14 protein-coding genes are annotated in these 18,600 nt (G+C 68.0%); 11 read left to right on the forward strand and 3 right to left on the reverse strand.

What is annotated here, in order from left to right; genetic code table 11:
• Window positions 1-128: 128 nt before the first annotated feature.
• Window positions 129-428 (forward strand): YciI family protein, encoded by a 300-nt coding sequence (locus AC069H_RS34930; RefSeq protein WP_478226277.1) that lies wholly within the window; start codon window positions 129-131, stop codon window positions 426-428.
• A gap of 7 nt (window positions 429-435) precedes the next feature.
• On the opposite strand, the gene AC069H_RS34935 is transcribed toward AC069H_RS34930, so the two are convergent.
• Window positions 436-594, reverse strand: coding sequence for a hypothetical protein (locus AC069H_RS34935; protein ID WP_007028942.1), 159 nt, complete (start codon window positions 592-594; stop codon window positions 436-438).
• 195 nt (window positions 595-789) lie between these two features.
• On the opposite strand from AC069H_RS34935, the gene typA reads away from it, so the two are divergent.
• From typA to AC069H_RS34960, 5 genes are all read left to right on the forward strand, one after another.
• A complete protein-coding gene (typA, locus tag AC069H_RS34940) occupies window positions 790-2,712 on the forward strand; it encodes a translational GTPase TypA (protein WP_478235183.1) in 1,923 nt (640 codons plus the stop codon).
• Between the two features lie 602 nt (window positions 2,713-3,314).
• Entirely contained in the window at window positions 3,315-5,024 is a 1,710-nt protein-coding gene (locus tag AC069H_RS34945; protein WP_478235229.1) for an ABC transporter family substrate-binding protein, read from the forward strand.
• 287 nt (window positions 5,025-5,311) lie between these two features.
• On the forward strand, window positions 5,312-7,117 hold the full coding sequence (locus tag AC069H_RS34950; RefSeq protein WP_478226278.1) for an ABC transporter family substrate-binding protein: 1,806 nt from the start codon (window positions 5,312-5,314) through the stop codon (window positions 7,115-7,117).
• 181 nt (window positions 7,118-7,298) lie between these two features.
• Window positions 7,299-8,315 (forward strand): ABC transporter permease, encoded by a 1,017-nt coding sequence (locus AC069H_RS34955; RefSeq protein ID WP_478226408.1) that lies wholly within the window; start codon window positions 7,299-7,301, stop codon window positions 8,313-8,315.
• Window positions 8,308-9,237, forward strand: a complete 930-nt coding sequence (locus AC069H_RS34960; protein WP_478235184.1) for an ABC transporter permease — start codon at window positions 8,308-8,310, stop codon at window positions 9,235-9,237. Before AC069H_RS34955 ends, AC069H_RS34960 begins: the two co-directional genes overlap by 8 nt.
• Window positions 9,238-9,651: 414 nt before the next feature.
• On the opposite strand, the gene AC069H_RS34965 is transcribed toward AC069H_RS34960, so the two are convergent.
• A complete protein-coding gene (locus tag AC069H_RS34965) occupies window positions 9,652-11,430 on the reverse strand; it encodes an ABC transporter ATP-binding protein (RefSeq protein WP_478235185.1) in 1,779 nt (592 codons plus the stop codon).
• Between the two features lie 197 nt (window positions 11,431-11,627).
• On the opposite strand from AC069H_RS34965, the gene mshB reads away from it, so the two are divergent.
• Genes mshB through AC069H_RS34980 form a run of 3 tightly spaced genes read left to right on the forward strand, consistent with a single transcriptional unit; the run spans window position 11,628 to window position 13,682 of the window.
• Window positions 11,628-12,470 (forward strand): N-acetyl-1-D-myo-inositol-2-amino-2-deoxy-alpha-D-glucopyranoside deacetylase, encoded by an 843-nt coding sequence (gene mshB, locus AC069H_RS34970; protein ID WP_478235186.1) that lies wholly within the window; start codon window positions 11,628-11,630, stop codon window positions 12,468-12,470.
• Window positions 12,467-12,883 carry a hypothetical protein gene (locus AC069H_RS34975; protein ID WP_478235187.1) on the forward strand — a complete coding sequence of 139 codons (417 nt, stop codon included), beginning with the start codon at window positions 12,467-12,469 and terminating at the stop codon, window positions 12,881-12,883. Before mshB ends, AC069H_RS34975 begins: the two co-directional genes overlap by 4 nt.
• Complete coding sequence (locus AC069H_RS34980) at window positions 12,876-13,682, forward strand: hypothetical protein (protein WP_378443474.1); 807 nt, start codon at window positions 12,876-12,878, stop codon at window positions 13,680-13,682. Before AC069H_RS34975 ends, AC069H_RS34980 begins: the two co-directional genes overlap by 8 nt.
• On the opposite strand, the gene AC069H_RS34985 is transcribed toward AC069H_RS34980, so the two are convergent.
• A complete protein-coding gene (locus AC069H_RS34985) occupies window positions 13,666-14,427 on the reverse strand; it encodes a site-2 protease family protein (RefSeq protein WP_478235230.1) in 762 nt (253 codons plus the stop codon). The genes AC069H_RS34980 and AC069H_RS34985 overlap by 17 nt on opposite strands.
• A gap of 171 nt (window positions 14,428-14,598) precedes the next feature.
• On the opposite strand from AC069H_RS34985, the gene AC069H_RS34990 reads away from it, so the two are divergent.
• Window positions 14,599-14,982 (forward strand): WhiB family transcriptional regulator, encoded by a 384-nt coding sequence (locus tag AC069H_RS34990; protein WP_007028952.1) that lies wholly within the window; start codon window positions 14,599-14,601, stop codon window positions 14,980-14,982.
• A gap of 133 nt (window positions 14,983-15,115) precedes the next feature.
• Window positions 15,116-18,394 carry a glycosyltransferase gene (locus AC069H_RS34995; RefSeq protein WP_478235188.1) on the forward strand — a complete coding sequence of 1,093 codons (3,279 nt, stop codon included), beginning with the start codon at window positions 15,116-15,118 and terminating at the stop codon, window positions 18,392-18,394.
• Window positions 18,395-18,600 lie beyond the last annotated feature (206 nt).

The raw sequence follows: 18,600 nt of genomic DNA on the forward strand, positions 1-18,600 counted from the left end.
GTCGAACCACCGCATCCAGAGGACGAAACGCGGGTGATTTCACTCATTACGGGCACGTAGCGTCAACACTTCATATCGGCCGAGGCAGTACACCCGTCATATTGGCGATGCGGGTCTACCTTCGACTCATGTTTGTCGTCCTGCTGACCTACACCGCGCCCATCGAAGAAATCGACTACGTGCTCCCGGACCACGCCGACTGGCTGACCAAACAGTACGAGAACGGTAATTTCCTCGCCTCCGGCAGGCGCAACCCGCGCATCGGTGGCGTGATCATCACCAAGCCCATGGCCAGGGGAAAGCTGGACGCGATCCTCGCGACCGACCCCTTCTCGATCAAGCACATGGCCGCCTACGAGGTGATCGAGTTCTCGCCGACCAGGACCGCGCCGGAACTGCGGGCGATCAACGAGGCGGTGGTGCATTGACGATCTTCTAAGCGGCCTTCGCGATCTTCGTCTTCGCCTTTTTCAGGGCGAGGACGGGGCATTTGCCGCACCTCGACTTCGACCGGCAGCATTTCTTCTTGACCTTGCCGGACTTCATCCATTTGCGCACGAGCTTGTGCGGGTCGTCAGGTAGTTTCTTGCCCACTCGCGCTCCTTCTCCGACCGGCGTCGGCGACCTCTACACGTTAGGTGAGCCTAACCGATCTGGGGGCGTGGGGCTGCTCACAGTCGGGCTACAGGTATCCTGGTGTGGTCCGCGTATGGCCAAAGTCGGCCGGGCGTGTCTCGAACGCGCGAGCGCGGGCACCACACCCGAACTTGAAACCTTTGGAGCCTTCGCGTGCCCGCAGCCAGCGCCACCGCAGTCGATGCCGGCCGCTCGTCCGGCAAGACCCGGCCCGACCTGCGCAACGTCGCCATCGTCGCACACGTCGACCACGGCAAGACGACCCTCGTCGACGCGATGCTCCGGCAGTCCGGCGCCTTCGAGGAACGCGCCGAACTCGTCGATCGCGTGATGGACTCCGGGGAGCTCGAGCGGGAAAAGGGCATCACCATTCTCGCGAAGAACACCTCCATCCGCCGCAAGACCGACGAGGGCATGGTGACGATCAACGTCATCGACACCCCCGGTCACGCCGACTTCGGCGGCGAGGTCGAGCGCGGCCTGTCCATGGTCGACGGGGTCGTGCTGCTGGTCGACGCCAGCGAGGGCCCGCTCCCGCAGACCCGGTTCGTGCTGCGCAAGACCCTCGAAGCCGGCCTGCCGGTCATCCTGGTCGTCAACAAGACCGACCGGCCCGACGCCCGGATCTCCGAGGTCGTCGAAGAGACCCACGACCTCCTGCTCGACCTGGCCGGTGACATCGAGGACGCCGACCTCGACGCGATCCTCGACCTCCCGGTCGTCTTCGCCTCCGCGCGTGCGGGCAAGGCGAGCCTCGGGCAGCCCGCCGACGGCGCGGTGCCCGAGAGCGAGAACCTCGACCCGCTGTTCGAGACCCTGATGCGCCACGTGCCGCCACCCTTCGCCGACCGCGAAGGCCCGCTGCGCGCACTGGTCACCAACCTCGACGCCTCCAACTTCCTCGGCCGGATCGCGCTGATCCGCATCCACTCCGGCAGCCTGCGCAAGGGCCAGACGGTGGCGTGGATGCGCGAGGACGGCACCATCCAGAACGTCCGCATCTCCGAACTGCTGGTCACCGAGGCGCTCACCCGCGTCCCGGCGACCGAGGCGAGCGCGGGCGAGCTGGTAGCCATCGCCGGTATCCCGGAGATCACCATCGGCGACACCCTCGCCGACGTCGAGAACCCGGAGGCGCTGCCCCGGATCGCCGTCGACGAGCCCGCCATCTCGATGACCATCGGTGTCAACACCTCGCCGCTGGCCGGCCGCAGCGGCGGCGACAAGGTCACCGCCCGCCTGGTGAAGGCGCGCCTGGACCAGGAGCTGATCGGTAACGTCTCGATCCGCGTCCTGCCGACCGAGCGCCCCGACACCTGGGAGGTCCAGGGTCGTGGCGAGCTGGCGCTGGCCATCCTCGTCGAGCAGATGCGCCGCGAGGGCTTCGAGCTGACCGTCGGCAAGCCGCAGGTGGTCACGAAGATGATCGACGGCAAGCTGCACGAGCCGTTCGAGCGGCTGTCGATCGACTCCCCGGAGGAGCACCTCGGCGGCATCACGCAGCTGCTGGCCGCCCGCAAGGGCCGCATGGAGCACATGGGCGGGCACGGCACCGGCCGCATCAAGCTCGACTACGTCCTCCCGGCGCGCGGCCTGATCGGCTTCCGCACCGACTTCCTCACCGAGACCCGCGGCACCGGTATCGCGAACCACGTGTTCGAGGGGTACTTCCCGTGGGCGGGCGAGATCCGCACCCGTCACTCCGGTTCGCTGGTCGCCGACCGGTCCGGCCCGATCACCGCGTACGCGATGATCCAGCTGGCCGACCGCGGCACCTTCTTCGTGGAGCCGGGCGCCGAGGTGTACGAGGGCATGGTCGTGGGCGAGAACCCGCGTGCCGAAGACCTCGACATCAACATCACCAAGGAGAAGAAGCTGACCAACATGCGTCAGTCCTCCGCCGACGTGATGGAGACGCTGGCCCGCCCGCGCAAGATGGGCCTGGAGGAGGCGCTGGAGTTCTGCTCCGTCGACGAGTGCGTCGAGGTCGCCCCCGACGTCGTCCGGATCCGCAAGGTCACGCTGGACGTCAACCAGCGCGCCAAGGAGCGCAACCGCAACAAGAACCGCGGCTGACCCCGCTCGTCCCACGCCGGAGGGCGCCTGCTCACTCACCGTGAGCAGGCGCCCTCCGGCGTTTTCGGGTCCAAATGTGGTCACGCACCGTATTCGGACGGGCGTTCTTCGTTAAAGAAAGGTCCTTTCCCGACAATTTCGATGGAAAGCCGATCTCCTTTTCGGACGGTGTTCACATCACCGGAACACCCCGGACGGAACGGCGACGGAGCGGCCACGCGCGCCGGGCGGCGAACGCGGTTCCGGGCGGGCGCGAAACAAAAGACGCTAAATGCGTCCGGATAGGACTCCCGGTCGCGATCGTTTCGGTCATCAATCGTGCGGCGGCGAACATTCCGGCGGCCGTTCCGGAATGTTCCGGGTTTGCGGAACCGATTGCCGCGCGAGCGCGCTTCGGCGCGTCCGAAAAGCCTCGGCCCGGCAGGAACCCCGGGGGCCTCCCGGACGTCCACCGGAGGAGGACGGCATCCGGTCGGGCGACGGCCGGGCCGATATGGGAATCTCGCTGCCGAGGCCATGGCCGGCGTGATAGCTCTATGGCGACCAGGCGAGGGACAAACCAGGAGGATCCAGGCGTGCGGTCACCGACCACAGCGGCGTCCATGCTGGCGTGCGCGGCCGTGCTCCTCGCCGCCTGCAGCAACACCCCACCCCCGCCCGTGGTCAGCTCCTCGGCCTCCCCGGTGAGCACGTCGACCACGAAGACGCCTTCCCAGGTGGTCGTGGGTGTCGACGACGTCCTCGGCGGCTACAACCCGCACAACCTCGCCGACGCCTCCCAGGTCACGTCGGCGCTTTCGCAACTGCTGCTCCCGTCGGTGTTCCGCCCGAAGGACGACGGAAGCTTCGAGCTGGACAAGAACCTGATGAAGTCCGCCGAGGTCGTCTCGCAGCAGCCGTTCACGGTCGCGTACACGATCCGCCCGGACGCCTCCTGGTCCGACAGCGCGCCGATCGCCGCCGAGGACTTCGCCTATCTCCGCGAGGCGATGCGCGACCAGCCGGGCGTCATCGGCGCCGCCGGCTACCGGCTGATCTCGGATATCCAGTCGCGTGAAGGCGGCAAGCGGGTCGAGGTCACCTTCGCGAAGCCGTATCCGGGCTGGCAGACGCTCTTCGGCAACCTCCTGCCCGCGCATCTGCTCAAGGACGCCCCGAACGGGTGGCAGGGCGCGCTGGCGACGACGTTCCCGGCGGTGGGCGGCCCGTACTCGATCAAGGGACTCGACACCGCGCGCGGAGAGATCACCCTGGAGCGCAACGAGCGCTATTGGGAGAAACCCTCCGCCCTCGACCGGATCGTGCTCCGTGCGGCCGATCAGGACGGCACACTGGCCGCCCTGCGCAGCGGCAACGACCAGTTCGCGATGACCAGGACCGACGGCACCGGCCTCAAACGGCTCGGCGAGCTCGGCTCCGCCGTCCAGCTGCACACGGTCGCGCGTCCCACGGTCGCGCAGATCCTCCTGCGGCCGGTGAGCTCGACGCTGTCGGATCCCCAGGTGCGCGAAGGCGTCACCGCGCTGATCGACCGCGGCAAGCTGATCACCGAGGCGACCGACGGCGGGCCGTCCGACAAGCTCCGCGCCGACGCGCAGGTCCGCGTCCCGTCGGCTCCCGGTTTCCAGCCGACGATCCCGGCCCCCGGCCCGCCGTCGGCGGCGGATCCCGCCAAGGGCGAGGAACTGCTCAAATCCGCCGGATACACCAAGGAGGCGGGCACCTGGCGGAAGAACGGGAAGAACCTTTCGCTGGTGGTGGCCTCGCCCGCCAAACAGGAGCCGTACGCGACGATCGCCAAGGAGCTGACGGCGCAACTGGTGGCCGCGGGGATCGAGGTCAACGCGATCGCCCCGCAGCCGAGGGAGCTCTTCTCGACGATGCTGGCCATGCCGGTGCTCAACGGGATCCAGCAGACGACGCCGGAGGGCGCGGGCAACGTCGGTATCGACATCGCGGTGATCGGCCAGGTCACCGGCGGTGCGGACGTCGCTTCGGCGCTGGCATCCACCTTCGGCTGCCGTCCGGATCAGCTCACCGACAAGACCAAGGCCGTCGTCCCGGGGAACCCGCTGGGCTTCTGCGATCCGGCCCTGCAGGCCCCGATCGACGCCGCGCTGACCGGCGCCACCTCGGTGGCCGACACGCTTTCGGCCCTGGAACCGGAATTGTGGCGTCGGAATGTTGCCATTCCGTTGTTCCAGCTGGCCGATACCCTCGCCATCGGCTCTGGTATTTCCGGAGTAACCGCTGGTCCTCCTATGGTGGGCCCTTTCGGGTCCGCGGTGAACTGGACACGGGGTCCGAAGTAGCCGTTTCGAGTCCGAGTCGGACCCTGGAGGGTGACGTTTCCCGGCACGTTCGAGTGGTGGACTGATTCCTCAAGGTAACCACTGTATTTCTTGATGTCAGCCGCAAGTTACCCTTTGGTCACGATCCCTCCGTAACTGGTGACTGTTCGTGCATTTCCTTTCTAGCGTGCACCGGCAGTGCGCCAAATGAGTGTTGCTTGGCGTGTCATAGGCTCCGGGCCATCTCACCGGAGCGGTGTGGGGTCCTGTTCCGATCTCAGGAACCCAGTGCTAGGAGGGCACACTTCATGAGGAAGTCCAAGGCAGTCTCCGCCTGGTCGCTGGTCGCGGCCTCCGCGCTTGCGCTGAGCGCATGCAGCGGTGGCGACAGCGGCAGTACCGACCCCAACGGGTCATCGACCGACATCAAGAGCATGGCGACCGGCAAGGCGCAGAACGGCGAAAACTTCAAGCTCGCGGACACCCCGGGGTACGAAGGCACCGTCACGGTGGGCATCGACGACGGGTACTCGGGCTACAACAACGACACGCCTGACACCAACTCGTCGTACAACACCTACATCCTGACCGCCGTGCTCGCGGGCGCCGACGTGCTCGACGGCAACAACAAGGTGCTGCTGAACAACGACGTGTTCGACTCCTGGGAGGTCACCTCCAAGGAGCCGCAGACCGTCGTCTACAAGATCAAGCCGAACGTCAAGTGGTCGGACAACGAGGCGTTCGACTGCGACGACATGTACCTGTCGTGGCTGGCGCACTCCGGCAAGGCGAAGACCGCCGACGGCAAGCAGGCCTTCCTCGCCGCTTCGACCACCGGCTACTCGCTGATCAACGAGGCGACCTGCAAGGACGACCTGACCTTCGAGACCAAGTACACCGAGCCGTACCTGGACTACAAGGGCCTGTTCAACTCGACGGCGATCATGCCCGCGCACATCGTCGAGAAGAACTCGGGCGTCGCCGACATCACCAAGCTGACCCCGACCAGTGACGCGGCCCAGCTGACGAAGGCCGGTGACTTCTGGACCAACGGGTTCAAGGGCTTCAAGGCCGAGGACATGCCGGGTTCGGGTCCGTACAAGATCACCGCGTTCGACGCCAACCAGAAGGCCGTCACGCTCGAGAAGAACCCGAACTGGATCGGTGGCAAGGGTGGCCCCTCCAAGATCGTCGTGAAGGCGATGGAGGACACCAAGGCCATGGCGACCGCGCTGCAGAACGGTGAGATCGACATCGCCGCTTCGACCCAGCCGGACGCCACCGCGGCGAACACCATGAAGGGCCTCGCGGCCCAGGGCATCACCTACGGTTCGGCCTCGCAGCTGACCTTCGAGCACTTCGACCTGAACTACAAGCGCATGTTCAAGGACAAGTCGCTGCGCAAGGCGTTCTTCGAGGTCGTCAACCGCCAGGAGATCACCGACAAGCTGCTCAAGGAGGTCCAGGCCGACGCGACCCCGCTGAACAGCATCGTGTTCATGCCAGGTGAGCAGGGCTTCAAGGACCTGTACAGCAGCAAGGCCGGTCTGGGCGCCGAGGCCGCGGCCAAGACGCTGACCGACGCCGGCTGGGTCAAGGGCGCCGACGGCATCTTCGCCAAGGACGGCCAGCGCGCGTCGTTCAAGATCACGCACAACCAGAACGCCCGTCGTACGCAGACCGTCGAGATCGTCATCTCGCAGGCCAAGCTCGCCGGTATCGAGATCACCGACGAAACGGACGCCAACTTCCTGAAGGGTGGCCGTCTCGCGGCGGGCGACTACGACGTCGCGCTCTTCGGCTGGTCCGCCGCTCCGTTCAAGGCCGAGCAGAAGTCGATCTACATCACCCGTGTCGACGACAGCAGCCAGAACTACCAGGGGCTGTCGAACCCGACGATCGACTCGTCCTTCGAGGCGGCCGTGAAGGCCACCGACGAGGCCGTGCAGCTGGAGAACTACCAGAAGGCCGACCAGGCGATCGCGGACGAGTACGCGACGCTGCCGCTGTTCCAGACCCCGTCCATGTGGGCGTTCAAGGGCATCGACCGCACTTACATGCAGTCGTACAACGGTGTCCTGTGGAACGTCGGTGAGTGGGAGCAGAAGAAGTAGGGCTTCCGCCCCGCTTTTTCACCACTCGCTTACGCAATCGGAGGTGGTACGGGGTCCGGCCAAAAGCCGGGCCCCGTACCCGCCGGAAGTAGCTGTTGACCGTAGGGTTACCGCCACTACGGTGGACAACCGGGCAGCGGTCCAGCACTTCGGCGGCCAGGCCCGGATGAGGAGCAGTTCGTTGAACCTGGTGATCTACATTCTTCGCCGTCTGGCGATATCGATTCCCGTCCTGCTGGTCGGGACTTTCCTGTGTTTCGTCATGGTCGCCGGCACCGGCGACCCGCTGGGCGAGCTGAGAAGCAATCCTGCCATGAGTCAGGAGACCTTGAACCAGGTCGCCAGTCAGCTCGGTCTCGACAAGAACATCGTCCTTCGGTACTTCGACTGGCTCGGCGCGTTCGTGACGGGCGACTGGGGCATCTCGATCGCCCAGGGCAACGCGCTGGCCCCGGTGTTCCCGAAGGTCGTCGCCGCGTTCGAGGTCACCGCCAAGCTGGTGATCGGTGCGGAACTGCTCGCGCTGGCACTCGGCGTTCTCGTCGGTGTCGTCGCGGCGGTCAAGCAGTACTCGATCATCGACTACATCGCCACGACGGTGGCGTTCCTGCTGTTCTCGATGCCGATCTTCTGCGTCGCGATCGTGCTGAAGAACTCCGCGATCGAGGTCAACGGCTGGGTCCGTGATCTGGGCCTTACCGATGTTCTCGGTAACCCGTGGATCCGGACCACCAGCCCGGAATCGCTGAACTTCGACGGTCCGGGTGGTTTCCTCGCCAGCTATGTCGGTGCGTACCTGCTGCCGACGCTGTCCATCATGGCGATCAGCTTCGCCGCGTACAGCCGGTTCCAGCGGGCTTCGATGCTGGAGACGCTGAACGCGGACTACGTCCGGACAGCGCGCGCCAAGGGCCTCCCCAATGGGCGGGTCATCTTCCGGCACGCCTTCCGAAACGCTCTCATTCCGGTGACCACCTTGTTCTCCGTCAACTTCGGTGCCGTGCTCTCGGGCGCGATCATCACCGAGACGGTGTTCAACTGGAATGGCATGGGCAAGCTGCTTGTCGAAGCCGTGACCAAGAGCGATCCGCAGGTGATGATGGGCTGGCTCGTGGTCATCGCCACCAGCATCATCGTCGCCAACCTGATCGCCGACCTGATGTACGGCATCCTGGACCCGAGGATTCGCGTTGGCTGACTTGAACTCCCTCATCGAGGCGGATGACGCCGCCGCCGAAGGCAAGCTTCCCCCCGAAGCCCTGCCGGAGCCGCGTAGCCAGGGCAAGCTGGTCCTGCGCAAGTTCCTGCGGCACAAGCTGGCGATGGTCTGCACGGGGGTGCTGCTGCTCCTGGTGCTGACCGTGTTGATCATGCCGATCTTCTGGCCGTACGACTACGAGGACAGTTCCTTCCCGTCGTTCGCCAAGCCCAGTGCGGACTATCCGCTCGGGACGACACAGGTCGGCAAGGAGATGGTGTCGCAGATCCTGCGCGGCACGCAGTACTCGTTGCTGATCGCGCTCATCGTGTCGCTCGTCGCCACCACCATCGGCACCGTTTTCGGGGCCATGGCGGGATATCTGCGCGGCTTCACCGATTCGGCGATCTCACGTGTCACGGACCTGTTCCTGATCATCCCGCAGATCGCCGCCGCCGCCATCCTGGCGAAGGTGTTCGGCGGCGGTGCTTGGTACATCGTCGCGTTGGTGCTGGCCTCCTTCGGCTGGATGCCGATCGCCCGTATCGCCAGGGCCGAAGCGATGTCGCTGTCCCAGCGCGAGTTCGTGGACGCCGCCCGCGCGTCCGGCGCGGGGACGTTCCACATCGTGTTCAAGCACCTGGTGCCGAACATGGTCGGCCTCATCACGGTCAACGCGACCCTCGCGGTCGCGCAGGCCGTGCTGATCGAGGCGGCACTGTCGTTCATCGGGCTCGGGGTGCAACTGCCGGACACGTCGCTCGGCCGCGTCATCCTCGAGAACTACGCGCAGCTCCAGGCGCGGCCGGCGCTGTTCTTCGGCCCGTTCGTCGTGCTGGTGCTGATCTCGCTGACGATCAACTTCATCGGTGACGGCCTGCGGGACGCTTTCGACCCGCGGCAGCGCCGCCAGAAGGCGTAAGGCCCTCTTTAGCGCGTGAAGGCCCCCTTCCCTCGGCTCAGCCGAGGGAAGGGGGCCTTCACGCGCTGCGGGGCATTCGTGCACCGTGACAGGTGTCGCGAAAGCCACTTTCGGGACACGCTGCCAGGTCCCTCTAGCGACTCCAGAGGAGCGAAGGCCTCCTTCCCTACTTTGAGGGTAGGGAAGGAGGCCTTCACGGACCGGGAGCCGTAACTCGCGTGATCAGAGCCGTAACTCGCGTGCTTGGAGGCGTAACTCTCACATCTGTCCGGAGACACGCGAGTTACGGCTCCAGACACGCGAATGCCGCCTTCAATCACGTGAGTTACGGCTCCAGACACGCGAGTGGCGTCCAGATACACAAAGGCCTCCTTCACCGCGTCCAGCGCGGTGAAGGAGGCCTTCACGGAAACGTCAGTCGGCCACCGGGGCCAGCTTGCCCGCCTCCCAGGCCGCACGCCGCTCGGCCTGCAGCACCGGGTCCGCGACCGGGGCGGCCGACAGCAGGCGACGGGTGTAGTCCTCGCGCGGCGAGTGCAGCACCTGGTCACGCGTGCCGACCTCGACCAGCTTGCCGTGCTGCATCACCGCGACGCGGTCGGCCAGCAGGTCGACGACGGCGAGGTCGTGGCTGATGAACAGGCAGGCGAACTGCAGCGAGCGCTGCAGGTCCAGGAACAGGTCCAGCACCCGCGCCTGCACCGAGACGTCCAGCGCCGAGGTCGGCTCGTCCGCGATCAGCAGCGCCGGGTCGAGCGAGAGCGCCCGCGCGATGGCGACGCGCTGGCGCTGGCCGCCGGACAGCTCGTGCGGGTAGCGGTTGCGGTAGTGGCCGCCGAGCTCGACCTTGTCCAAAAGGGACGCCACACGCTCGTTCAGGGCCTTGCCCTGCAGGAACTTGTGCAGCACCATCGGCTCGGCGATCGATTCGCCGATGGTCATCTTCGGGTCCAGTGTGGACGCCGGGTCCTGGAACACGATCGAGAAGTAGCGGCGCAGCGGGCGCAGCTCCTTGTTCGACATGTTCGTGATGTCCTTGCCCGCGATCGACACGGTGCCCGCGGTCGGGGTCAGCAGGCGGATCGCGCACCGGCCGACGGTCGACTTGCCGGAACCGGACTCGCCGACCAGGCCGACGATCTCGCCCTTGGCGATGCTCAGCGAGACGTCGTCCACCGCCCGGTTCTTCGCCTGGCCGCGACGGCCGGGGTACTCCAGCACGAGGTTCTTGATCTCGAGCGCGGGCGCGTTCTCCTCGATCACCGCGGCGAGCTCGGAGTCCTCGAGCCGGATCTCCTCGGCGATCTTCGTGGCCTCGTCGCTGTCGGCGGAGATGCCCTCCTCGAGCAGGCGGCGGCCTTCCGGACGCTGGCCGAGCACGGGGACCGCGGCGAGCAGCTTGCGGGTGTACTCCTGCGACGGCGACGCGAACAGCTCGCGCACCGGCGCCTCTTCGACGATGTTGCCCTGGTACATCACGACCACGCGGTCGGCGAGGTCGGCGACGACACCCATGTCGTGCGTGATCAGCACGATCGCGGTGTCGAGGGTGTCACGCAGCTTGCGCAGCAGGCCGAGGATCTCCGCCTGCACGGTGACGTCGAGCGCCGTGGTCGGCTCGTCGGCGATGATGACCTTCGGGTCGCACGAGATCGCCATCGCGATGACGACGCGCTGCCGCAGACCGCCGGAGAGCTGGTGCGGGTACTGCTTGAAGCGCAGCGGCGGGTTCGGGATGCCGACCATCTCCAGCAGCTCGATGGCGCGCTTGTCGGCGGCTTCCTTCGAGATGTCCTGGTGCGAGCGGAGCGCCTCGCGCAGCTGCCAGCCGACGGTGTAGACCGGGTTCAGCGCGGTCATCGGCTCCTGGAAGATCATCGCGACCTGGTTGCCGCGGATCTTCTGGAGGTCCTTCTCCTTGAGGTCGGCCAGGTTGCGGTCGCCGAGGCGGAGCTCGCCCGCGATCCGGCTCGTCTTCGGGAGCAGCCCGAGCACCGACATCGAGGTCACCGACTTGCCGGAACCGGACTCGCCGACCACCGCGACGATCTCACCCGGTTTGACGTCGAAACCGATGCCCTTGACGGCGTTGACCACGCCCTCGTCGGTCGGGAACGAGACGCTCAGGTCGGAGATGGACAGAACCGAACCCGACACGCCGCCGAGGTCCGACGATGCTGCTTCAGTGCTCACCAAGATGCCCTTCGTGGGGGTACTTATAAGTCACGGCGCAGTGCCCGTGACGGTGTCAACGCGTCCTCGGCGGTAAAGAGTGCCTCGGACGTGCGCGAGGATAACCGAGAGCCGCCCGACTAAGGTCGGTGCTCGGGGCTTCCGTTCCCGACACCCTATAAAGGAAAGCGCGCCGTGTTCGAATTAGTCTTCAAGCCGTGATCTCCGATCTGCCCAAATTGCTGCTCGTGCACGCCCATCCGGACGACGAGAGCATCACCACCGGTGGCACCATCGCGCGTTACGCCGCCGAAGGCGCCGAAGTGACCGTTGTCACGTGCACTCTCGGTGAGGAAGGCGAGATCATCCCGCCGTCCCTCGACGGTCTCGGTTCGTGGGCCTCGGACCAGCTCGGCGGCTACCGCGCGGGCGAGCTGGCGTCGGCCTGCGCGGCGCTGGGCGTCACGCGGCACCGGTATCTCGGCGGCATCGGCCGCTGGCGTGATTCGGGCATGGCCGGGACGCCGTCGGCGGCCCACCCGCGGGCCTTCTCCGGCGGCGACCTCGACGAGCAGGCGGCTCAGCTCGCCGAGATCCTCGACGAGGTCCGGCCCCAGGTCGTCGTCACGTATGACGCCTTCGGGGGTTACGGGCACCCCGACCACATCCGTGCGCACGAGGTCACGATGGCAGCGGCGCCGAAGGCCGCGTCGGTCGAGCGGGTCTTCCATACGGTTTCTTCCCGCGACGCCGTCGCGGCGGGCCTCGCCGCGCTGCGCGGGCGCTCCCCGTTCCGAGTCCCCGAAGACGGCGAACTGCCGGTGACGCCGGACGAGACCATCACGACCGTCCTCGACGTCGGCGCGCACATCCCGGCGAAGGCGGCCGCGCTGCGGGCGCACGAGACTCAGGTCAGCGTGCCCGCTCCGCCGCATCTCGCGGATCACTTCGCGCTGAGCAACGACATCGCGCAGCCGATCACCCCGGACGAGTACTTCGTGCTCGCATACGGACCGGCCGAAGGCACAGCGGCCGATCTGTTCGGGGGCCTCGCGAGGTGAACACGCCGCTCACCTCGCGGCAGCGTCTGCTGCTGGCCCTGCTGACCTTCGACGCGTTCCTGCTCGGACTGCTCGAACTGTTCTTCCTGCCGCTCCGGCTCGACGGGATCGTGCTGCCGAAGCTCGGGGACGCGCCCATGCCGGTGACCGTGGTGCTCGCGGTGATCACCACCCCGCTGCTGGTGCGGGCGACCGCGAAAGTGGTGCGGCCCTCCTTTTCGGTGATTCCGCTGCTCGTCTGGGTACTAGTCGTACTCGGAATGGGCGCGACCGGGCCCGGTGGTGATCTGGTGCTGATACAGGACTGGCGGGCCTTGCTGCTGATCGGCGGCGGGGCGCTGCCCGGAGCACTGGCGCTGGGTGGTGGTCTGGGAAGGGCGGCGAAAGCCGCGAAGGGAGTCAGCGGTGGGTGAAGCGATTTCGGACCGCCAGGTCGTGGCGGTGCTGCGGCCGTTCGTCCGTGCCTGCGGGCCGATGGTCGACGCGCTGCGTGACGCGGATCCGTTCGGCCTCCAGGCCAGAGGGCGCCGCCACGAGGATCTCGACGGCGTCGAGCCCGGGCTGAAGGACAAGCTGCTCAACGGGATCACCTCGGTCAAGGTGCCCGGCACCGCGGCGTGGGCCGAGATGTCGAACTACCAGCGGACAGACTGGTGGGTGAACCGGGTCGGCCGGTTCACCGCGCTGATCACCGCGATCCCCGGCCTCGGCGGAGCGCTGGCCGACCGGCTGCCCGTGCAGGACGCGCTCGGTTCGGCGGCGCAGGGGGTGTTGCTGTGCGCGATCGCGGGGGAGTACGGCGTGACCGACGTCGGCGCCCGCGTCCGGCTGATCGCGTGGGTCCTCTTCGAACGCGACATCGATCCGGTGATCGCGGCGGGCAAACACGCCGAACACGACAAGGCCGCCGAAGACGACGAAGCGGCGAAGCTCACCGAAGAACTCGACGACGCCAAGAAGAAGCACGGCAAGATCACCCTGAAGGCGGCCGCCGGCACGCTGTGGCGCCTCGGCCGTGGTCTGCTCGGCATCGTCGACGAACTGGAAAAGCGCCCTCGCGGCCGTCTTTTCCACCGTGCGCTCGGGAAGCTGCCGGTCGTCGGCATGGCGGGCGACTACCTCGGCGAGCGGTCCGGCCTCAAACGCGTCTGGAAGCGGGCGCACGAGTGGTTCACCGAGCACCCCGAGGGCGAGCTCACCTCCAGAACATGAACGCGTCTTGTCCATATTGGGCGCCGCGCGAGAAGCCGCCGACGGAGTCGAAGACCGCGTAGGAGCCCTGCCACAGCAACGAGCTGGCTCCGGGTACGAGGAACAGCACGGCGAACAGCGCGAGCGGCGCCCACGGCCGGACCTTCGCACCGAGCTCGCGCGCACCGGGCGAAAGGTACGGCTCGATCGCGCCCCAGCCGTCGAGGCCGGGGATCGGCAGGATGTTCAGGATGAACGTGACGATCTGAAGCAGCGCCAGGAACGAGAGCCCGATCACGAGGCCGCTCGCCATCGGCACCAGCGCGACGACGAGGGTCAGCAGGACACCGACGGCGAGGTTGCTCAGCGGTCCGGCGAGCGAAACCCACGACTGGACGCCGCGTGACCGCAGGCGTCCGTGTTCGATCCAGACCGCGCCGCCCGGCAGCGGGATGCCGCCGATGATGAGGAATACCAAGGGCAGGATGATGGACAGTGCCGGATCCGTGTATTTCCGGACGTCCATGGAGAGGTAACCCTTATGGGCGACGCTGTGGTCACCACCCCGGAACGCCACTACGGCGTGGCCGAACTCGTGCAGCGTCAGGGACGCCACCCAGCCACCGGCGACGAGCAGGACCACTCCGGCGATGGTCAGCACGTCGTAGTCGCGGGTGTAAATCGTGGTCGCGTCACCGAAAGCCGCCAGTACACCGCCCAGGACGGTGACCGCGAGGATGCCGAGGAAGATCGGGCTTGGCCGCACTGCTGATCTCTGCACCCCTCCAGTCTTCCGTATGCCCGATGTGAAGTTCTCGGCGTGTCCCCTTGCGCTTCCGCGCGCGGGTATCCCCCGAACTCGCTACTCCGCTTGACCTGACCGCACTACACGGGTGTAATCACAGTGATGTCATTCGTCGCTGGAAGGGGGCGGCGGATGGTGTTTCAACACCGCCAGCCTGGGGAGTGCGTGGACAGCGAGGAGGCGGACGTGCGGTTGGAAGCAGATGGAAGGGAATGGGGGCAAGTCGTGGGTTGGGGTGAGGTCCCGGAGCAGCAACTGGGCGATCTCACCGAGCTTTTCGACGATGCCTCCGCGGAAGAGCAGGACTGGCAGGAACGGGCCCTCTGCGCGCAGACGGACCCGGAGGCGTTCTTCCCCGAGAAGGGCGGCTCCACCCGTGAAGCCAAGCGGATCTGCCTCGGTTGCGAGGTCAAGGACGAGTGCCTCGAGTACGCCCTCGCGCATGACGAGCGGTTCGGTATTTGGGGCGGGCTCTCCGAACGTGAGCGTAGGAAACTGAAAAAGCGAGCTGTGTGACGGCGATCTCCGGTGGCCTGTGCGCGCCGGAGATCGCTCCTGCCCGGTTCCACCTAGTGGGGCCACCAACGGGTGACAGGGTCGCGTCGTAGGGTGGCGGCACTCGACTTCGCCGCCACATCTGGAGTGCCCGTTGTCCCGCACTGCCGCGTCACCTGTGTTGCGCACGGTCCCCGTTCTGGCCATTGTGGTCTGTCACAACGGCGAGAACTGGTTGCCACTGGCGCTTTCCGCGCTGCGGCGCAGCGGAGTCCGGCCGCGGCACATCCTCGCGGTCGACACCGGATCCACCGACGGGACGGCGAAGATCCTCGCCGACGCGGCGTCCGTCGGCGAAGCCCCGGTCTTGGACGGAATCCTCACACTTTCCCGTGATGTCGGCTTCGGCGCCGCCGTAGGTGAGGCCGTCGAGCACGCCGTCGAACGCTGGGGTGATCCCGGTGGCTGGCTCTGGCTGCTGCACGACGACTGCGCGCCGGAACCCGACTGTCTCGAAAACCTGTTGGCAGCGGCCGAAAACGAGCCCGAGGCGACGGTGCTCGGCCCGCTCGCGGTCGACTGGAGCGACCCGCGGCTCATCGTCGAAGCCGGGCTGTCGACCGACGCCATCGGCCACCGGCAGCAGATCTCACCGGACGAGAACGACACCGCCGTGCTCGCGGTGCCGAGCGCGGGATCGCTGGTGCGGCGGGAAGCCTGGCACGAACTCGGCGGCTACGACCCGCGCTTTCCCTTGCTGCGCGAAGATCTCGACTTCGGCTGGCGTGCCAACGCCGCGGGCGGCCGCGTGCTTTCGGTGCCGGCGGCCCGGCTCCGGCACGCTCGCGCGCTCAGCACCGGACAGCGCGAACCGGACGCTCTCGGTCTTTCCCTCGCGACGGCGAACCGCGCGCACGGGCTGCGCGTTTTCCTCGTCAACTGCTCGCCACTGTCCTTTTGGTTCGGTCTTTTTCGGATTCCGCTGTTCGCGGTGCTGCGGGCGCTCGCGTTCCTGGTGCTGCGGCGTACCGGCGAGGCCGGGGCGGAGCTCGGGGCCACCTGGTACCTGCTGCGCGGTCGCGGCGGACTGCGCGCGGCCCGCGCCGAACGCCGGGAGACCGATCGGCCGGGCCACGTCCGCGGGTTGTTCACCGGCCGGATGACGCGGGTGCGCAACGCGGTGCGCGCCGGTGTCGTCGGTCTCGTCCGGCGTGGCGTGGAACGGGATTTCGCCCTCGGGACGGTGCCGGAGAGCGTCGATCAGGGAGGGGCCTGGATCCCGCCGGAGGCGGTGAAGGCCGGACAGGATCGCCCGGTCGGTCCCGGCGCGCTGCCCGCGGGGGCGATGCGCGGTGTCGGCTCGCGGGGGACGGGTCTGCGGCGGCCCAGCGGGGTCGTCGCGGTCGCGGTTCCCGAAAAGCCCACGGCTCCGGAGGAGGGGCCGAAACCGTCGCCGGTGCCCCGGGACGGCGGGCGGCGGCCGGAACCGGAACTCGTGTTCGTCGAGGTGGACCGGAAACGCGTCCTGGGCGCGACCGTGTTCGCCCCGCCGGTGATCATGCTCGTGGTGCTGACGGCCCTCGCCTTCGTGATCAACGGTTCCCGGCTCGGGCTGGACCTTTTCGGCGGGAAGCTGCTGCCGGTCGGCGGGCTCGGCGAGATCTGGTCGTCGTATCTCGCGCCGTGGCACGCGATCGCGGGCGGGACGGCGAGCCCCGCGCCCGCGACGTTGCCGGTGCTGGGCACGCTCGGCGCGATCTTCACCCCGATCGGCGGGCCGGCGGCGCTGGTCGCGATCCTGCTGATCGGTGACATCCCGCTCGCCGCCCTGAGCGCGTACGCCGCCACTCGGCACCTTCGCGTGCGTCGCTGGGTTCGGGCCGTCGTCGCGGCTGCGTACGGCGTGCTCCCCGCGGCCACCGCTTCGGTCGCGCAGGGACGGCTCGACGTCGTCGTCGTGCATCTGCTGCTGCCCCTGGTGATCGCGGGCATCGTCGGGCTGCTCGTCCGCGCGGACTCGCGATGGCTGCACGTTTCCGCGCTGAGCGCGATCGGGCTGGCGCTGATCGGCGCCTTCTCACCGCTGGCGCACGCGCTGGCGCTGGTCGGGTTGCTGATCGGGTTCGTGGTGCTGCCGTCGCCGACCGGGCTCGCGCGGCGGATCGCTTCGGTCGGCATCGTGGTGTTCCTGCCGCTGGCGTTGCTGCTGCCGTGGCCGAGTGTGCTGCTGCGGCATCCGGAACTGCTGCTGCACGGGCTCGGTGGCGGTGCCACGGCCGCGTCCGGGGCCGACCTCGCCGGACTGGACCCGGGCGGTCCCGGTGCCTGGCCGATCGGGGTGGCGCTGGTCGCCGCCGCGATCGTCGCGCTGGTGGTCCGGCCGTCGAAGGGCGCCGGCGGCGGTGTCGCGGTCGTCGTGCTGGGTGTGCTCGGGCTCGTGGCGGTGCGGTTCGTTGCCGTGACGCCGATGTCGGGCGGCGCGCACGCGACCGGATACGCCGGGGTGCCGCTGCTGGTGATCAGCGCGGGGTTGCTGTGGACGGTGCTGGCGACCTGGCAGCGAGGCGGGTCCGGGGTCGATCCCGCGCCGTGGCTGGCGAAGGTCACGGCCGTGGCGGGGGTGCTCGTGCTGCTGGCGCTGGCGACCGGTGCGGTCGTCGCCGGACGGGAAGGGCCCCTGCGGGCGGGTGAGCGTCCCTCGCTGGCTCCGGAGATCTCGGCGGAACTGGTTTCGAGCGGCCGCTCGGTGCTGGTGATCGGTGACCTCGCCCGGCAGACCGGTGGGCGGTTGCCGACTTTCGGCGACGACGAGTTCGCGCCGACGCCGGGCAGCGCCGATCGGCTCGCCACGTGGCGCCGGGACCTCCTGCGAGGCTCGCCGGACGCCGTCAAGCAGGCCTTCGCGGCCGCTTTGGCCTCGGGGGTCTCGTATGTCGTCCTGCCGAGCGGTGCCGACGGCGGTGCTTTCGTCGAACTCGCGCGGGATCTGGTCGCTCCGGCGGCGCCGACTTCGGACGGGCGTCCGGTGCTGCGCCTGCTGCCCGCCGGTGGGCAGGTGGCGTTGATCTCGCCGGAACTGGCGCAGGCGGCCGTGACCGGGAAGGGCGCGCCCGGAGCGTCGCCCGGGGTGGCGCCGGTGCAGGCCGGGCTGCCGGACGTGCGGGTGCGCGTCTCGGAAGGACCGACCGGGCGGCTGCTCGTGCTGGCCGCGGAGTTCGAGGCGGGCTGGCAGGCGAGCGTGGACGGCAAGGCGGTGCCGATCGTGCGGGCGTGGGGGCATCAGGTGGCGGTCTCGGTTCCGCCCACGCCGTCGGAGGTCGTGGTGGAGCACCAGGGGACCACGCGGAATCTGCTGCTGTTGGCGCAGGTGGCCGCGGTGCTGTTCACGCTGCTGACGGCCGTTCCTGCGCGGAGGCGTTCTCCGGTTTCTTGAGCGCTTGTCTCGGTGGGTCCTGCTTGCGCTTCTGTCCGCTGCGCTTGGGCTCGCTGGCCTTCAGGACATTCGGCCGGGGTCACCGGGCTTCTGCCGCTGGGTTTGGGCTCTGATGTCCCCAATGTGGCATTTGGGTCGCTCAGCGTCCCCACTGACGCATTGGCGACATCGCGCCTCCGACGGTAGGCCCGGTCGCCACGGCTTGG

Source organism: Amycolatopsis sp. NPDC043887 (assembly GCF_056435665.1).

What these genes read in the sequence shown, in the direction of transcription:
- AC069H_RS34945 (WP_478235229.1), top strand. Translation starts at nt 3,315, where the DNA reads ATGCTGGCGTGCGCGGCCGTGCTCCTCGCCGCCTGCAGCAACACCCCA.
- AC069H_RS34990 (WP_007028952.1), top strand. Translation starts at nt 14,599, where the DNA reads ATGGTGTTTCAACACCGCCAGCCTGGGGAGTGCGTGGACAGCGAGGAG.
- AC069H_RS34930 (WP_478226277.1), top strand. Translation starts at nt 129, where the DNA reads ATGTTTGTCGTCCTGCTGACCTACACCGCGCCCATCGAAGAAATCGAC.
- AC069H_RS34950 (WP_478226278.1), top strand. Translation starts at nt 5,312, where the DNA reads ATGAGGAAGTCCAAGGCAGTCTCCGCCTGGTCGCTGGTCGCGGCCTCC.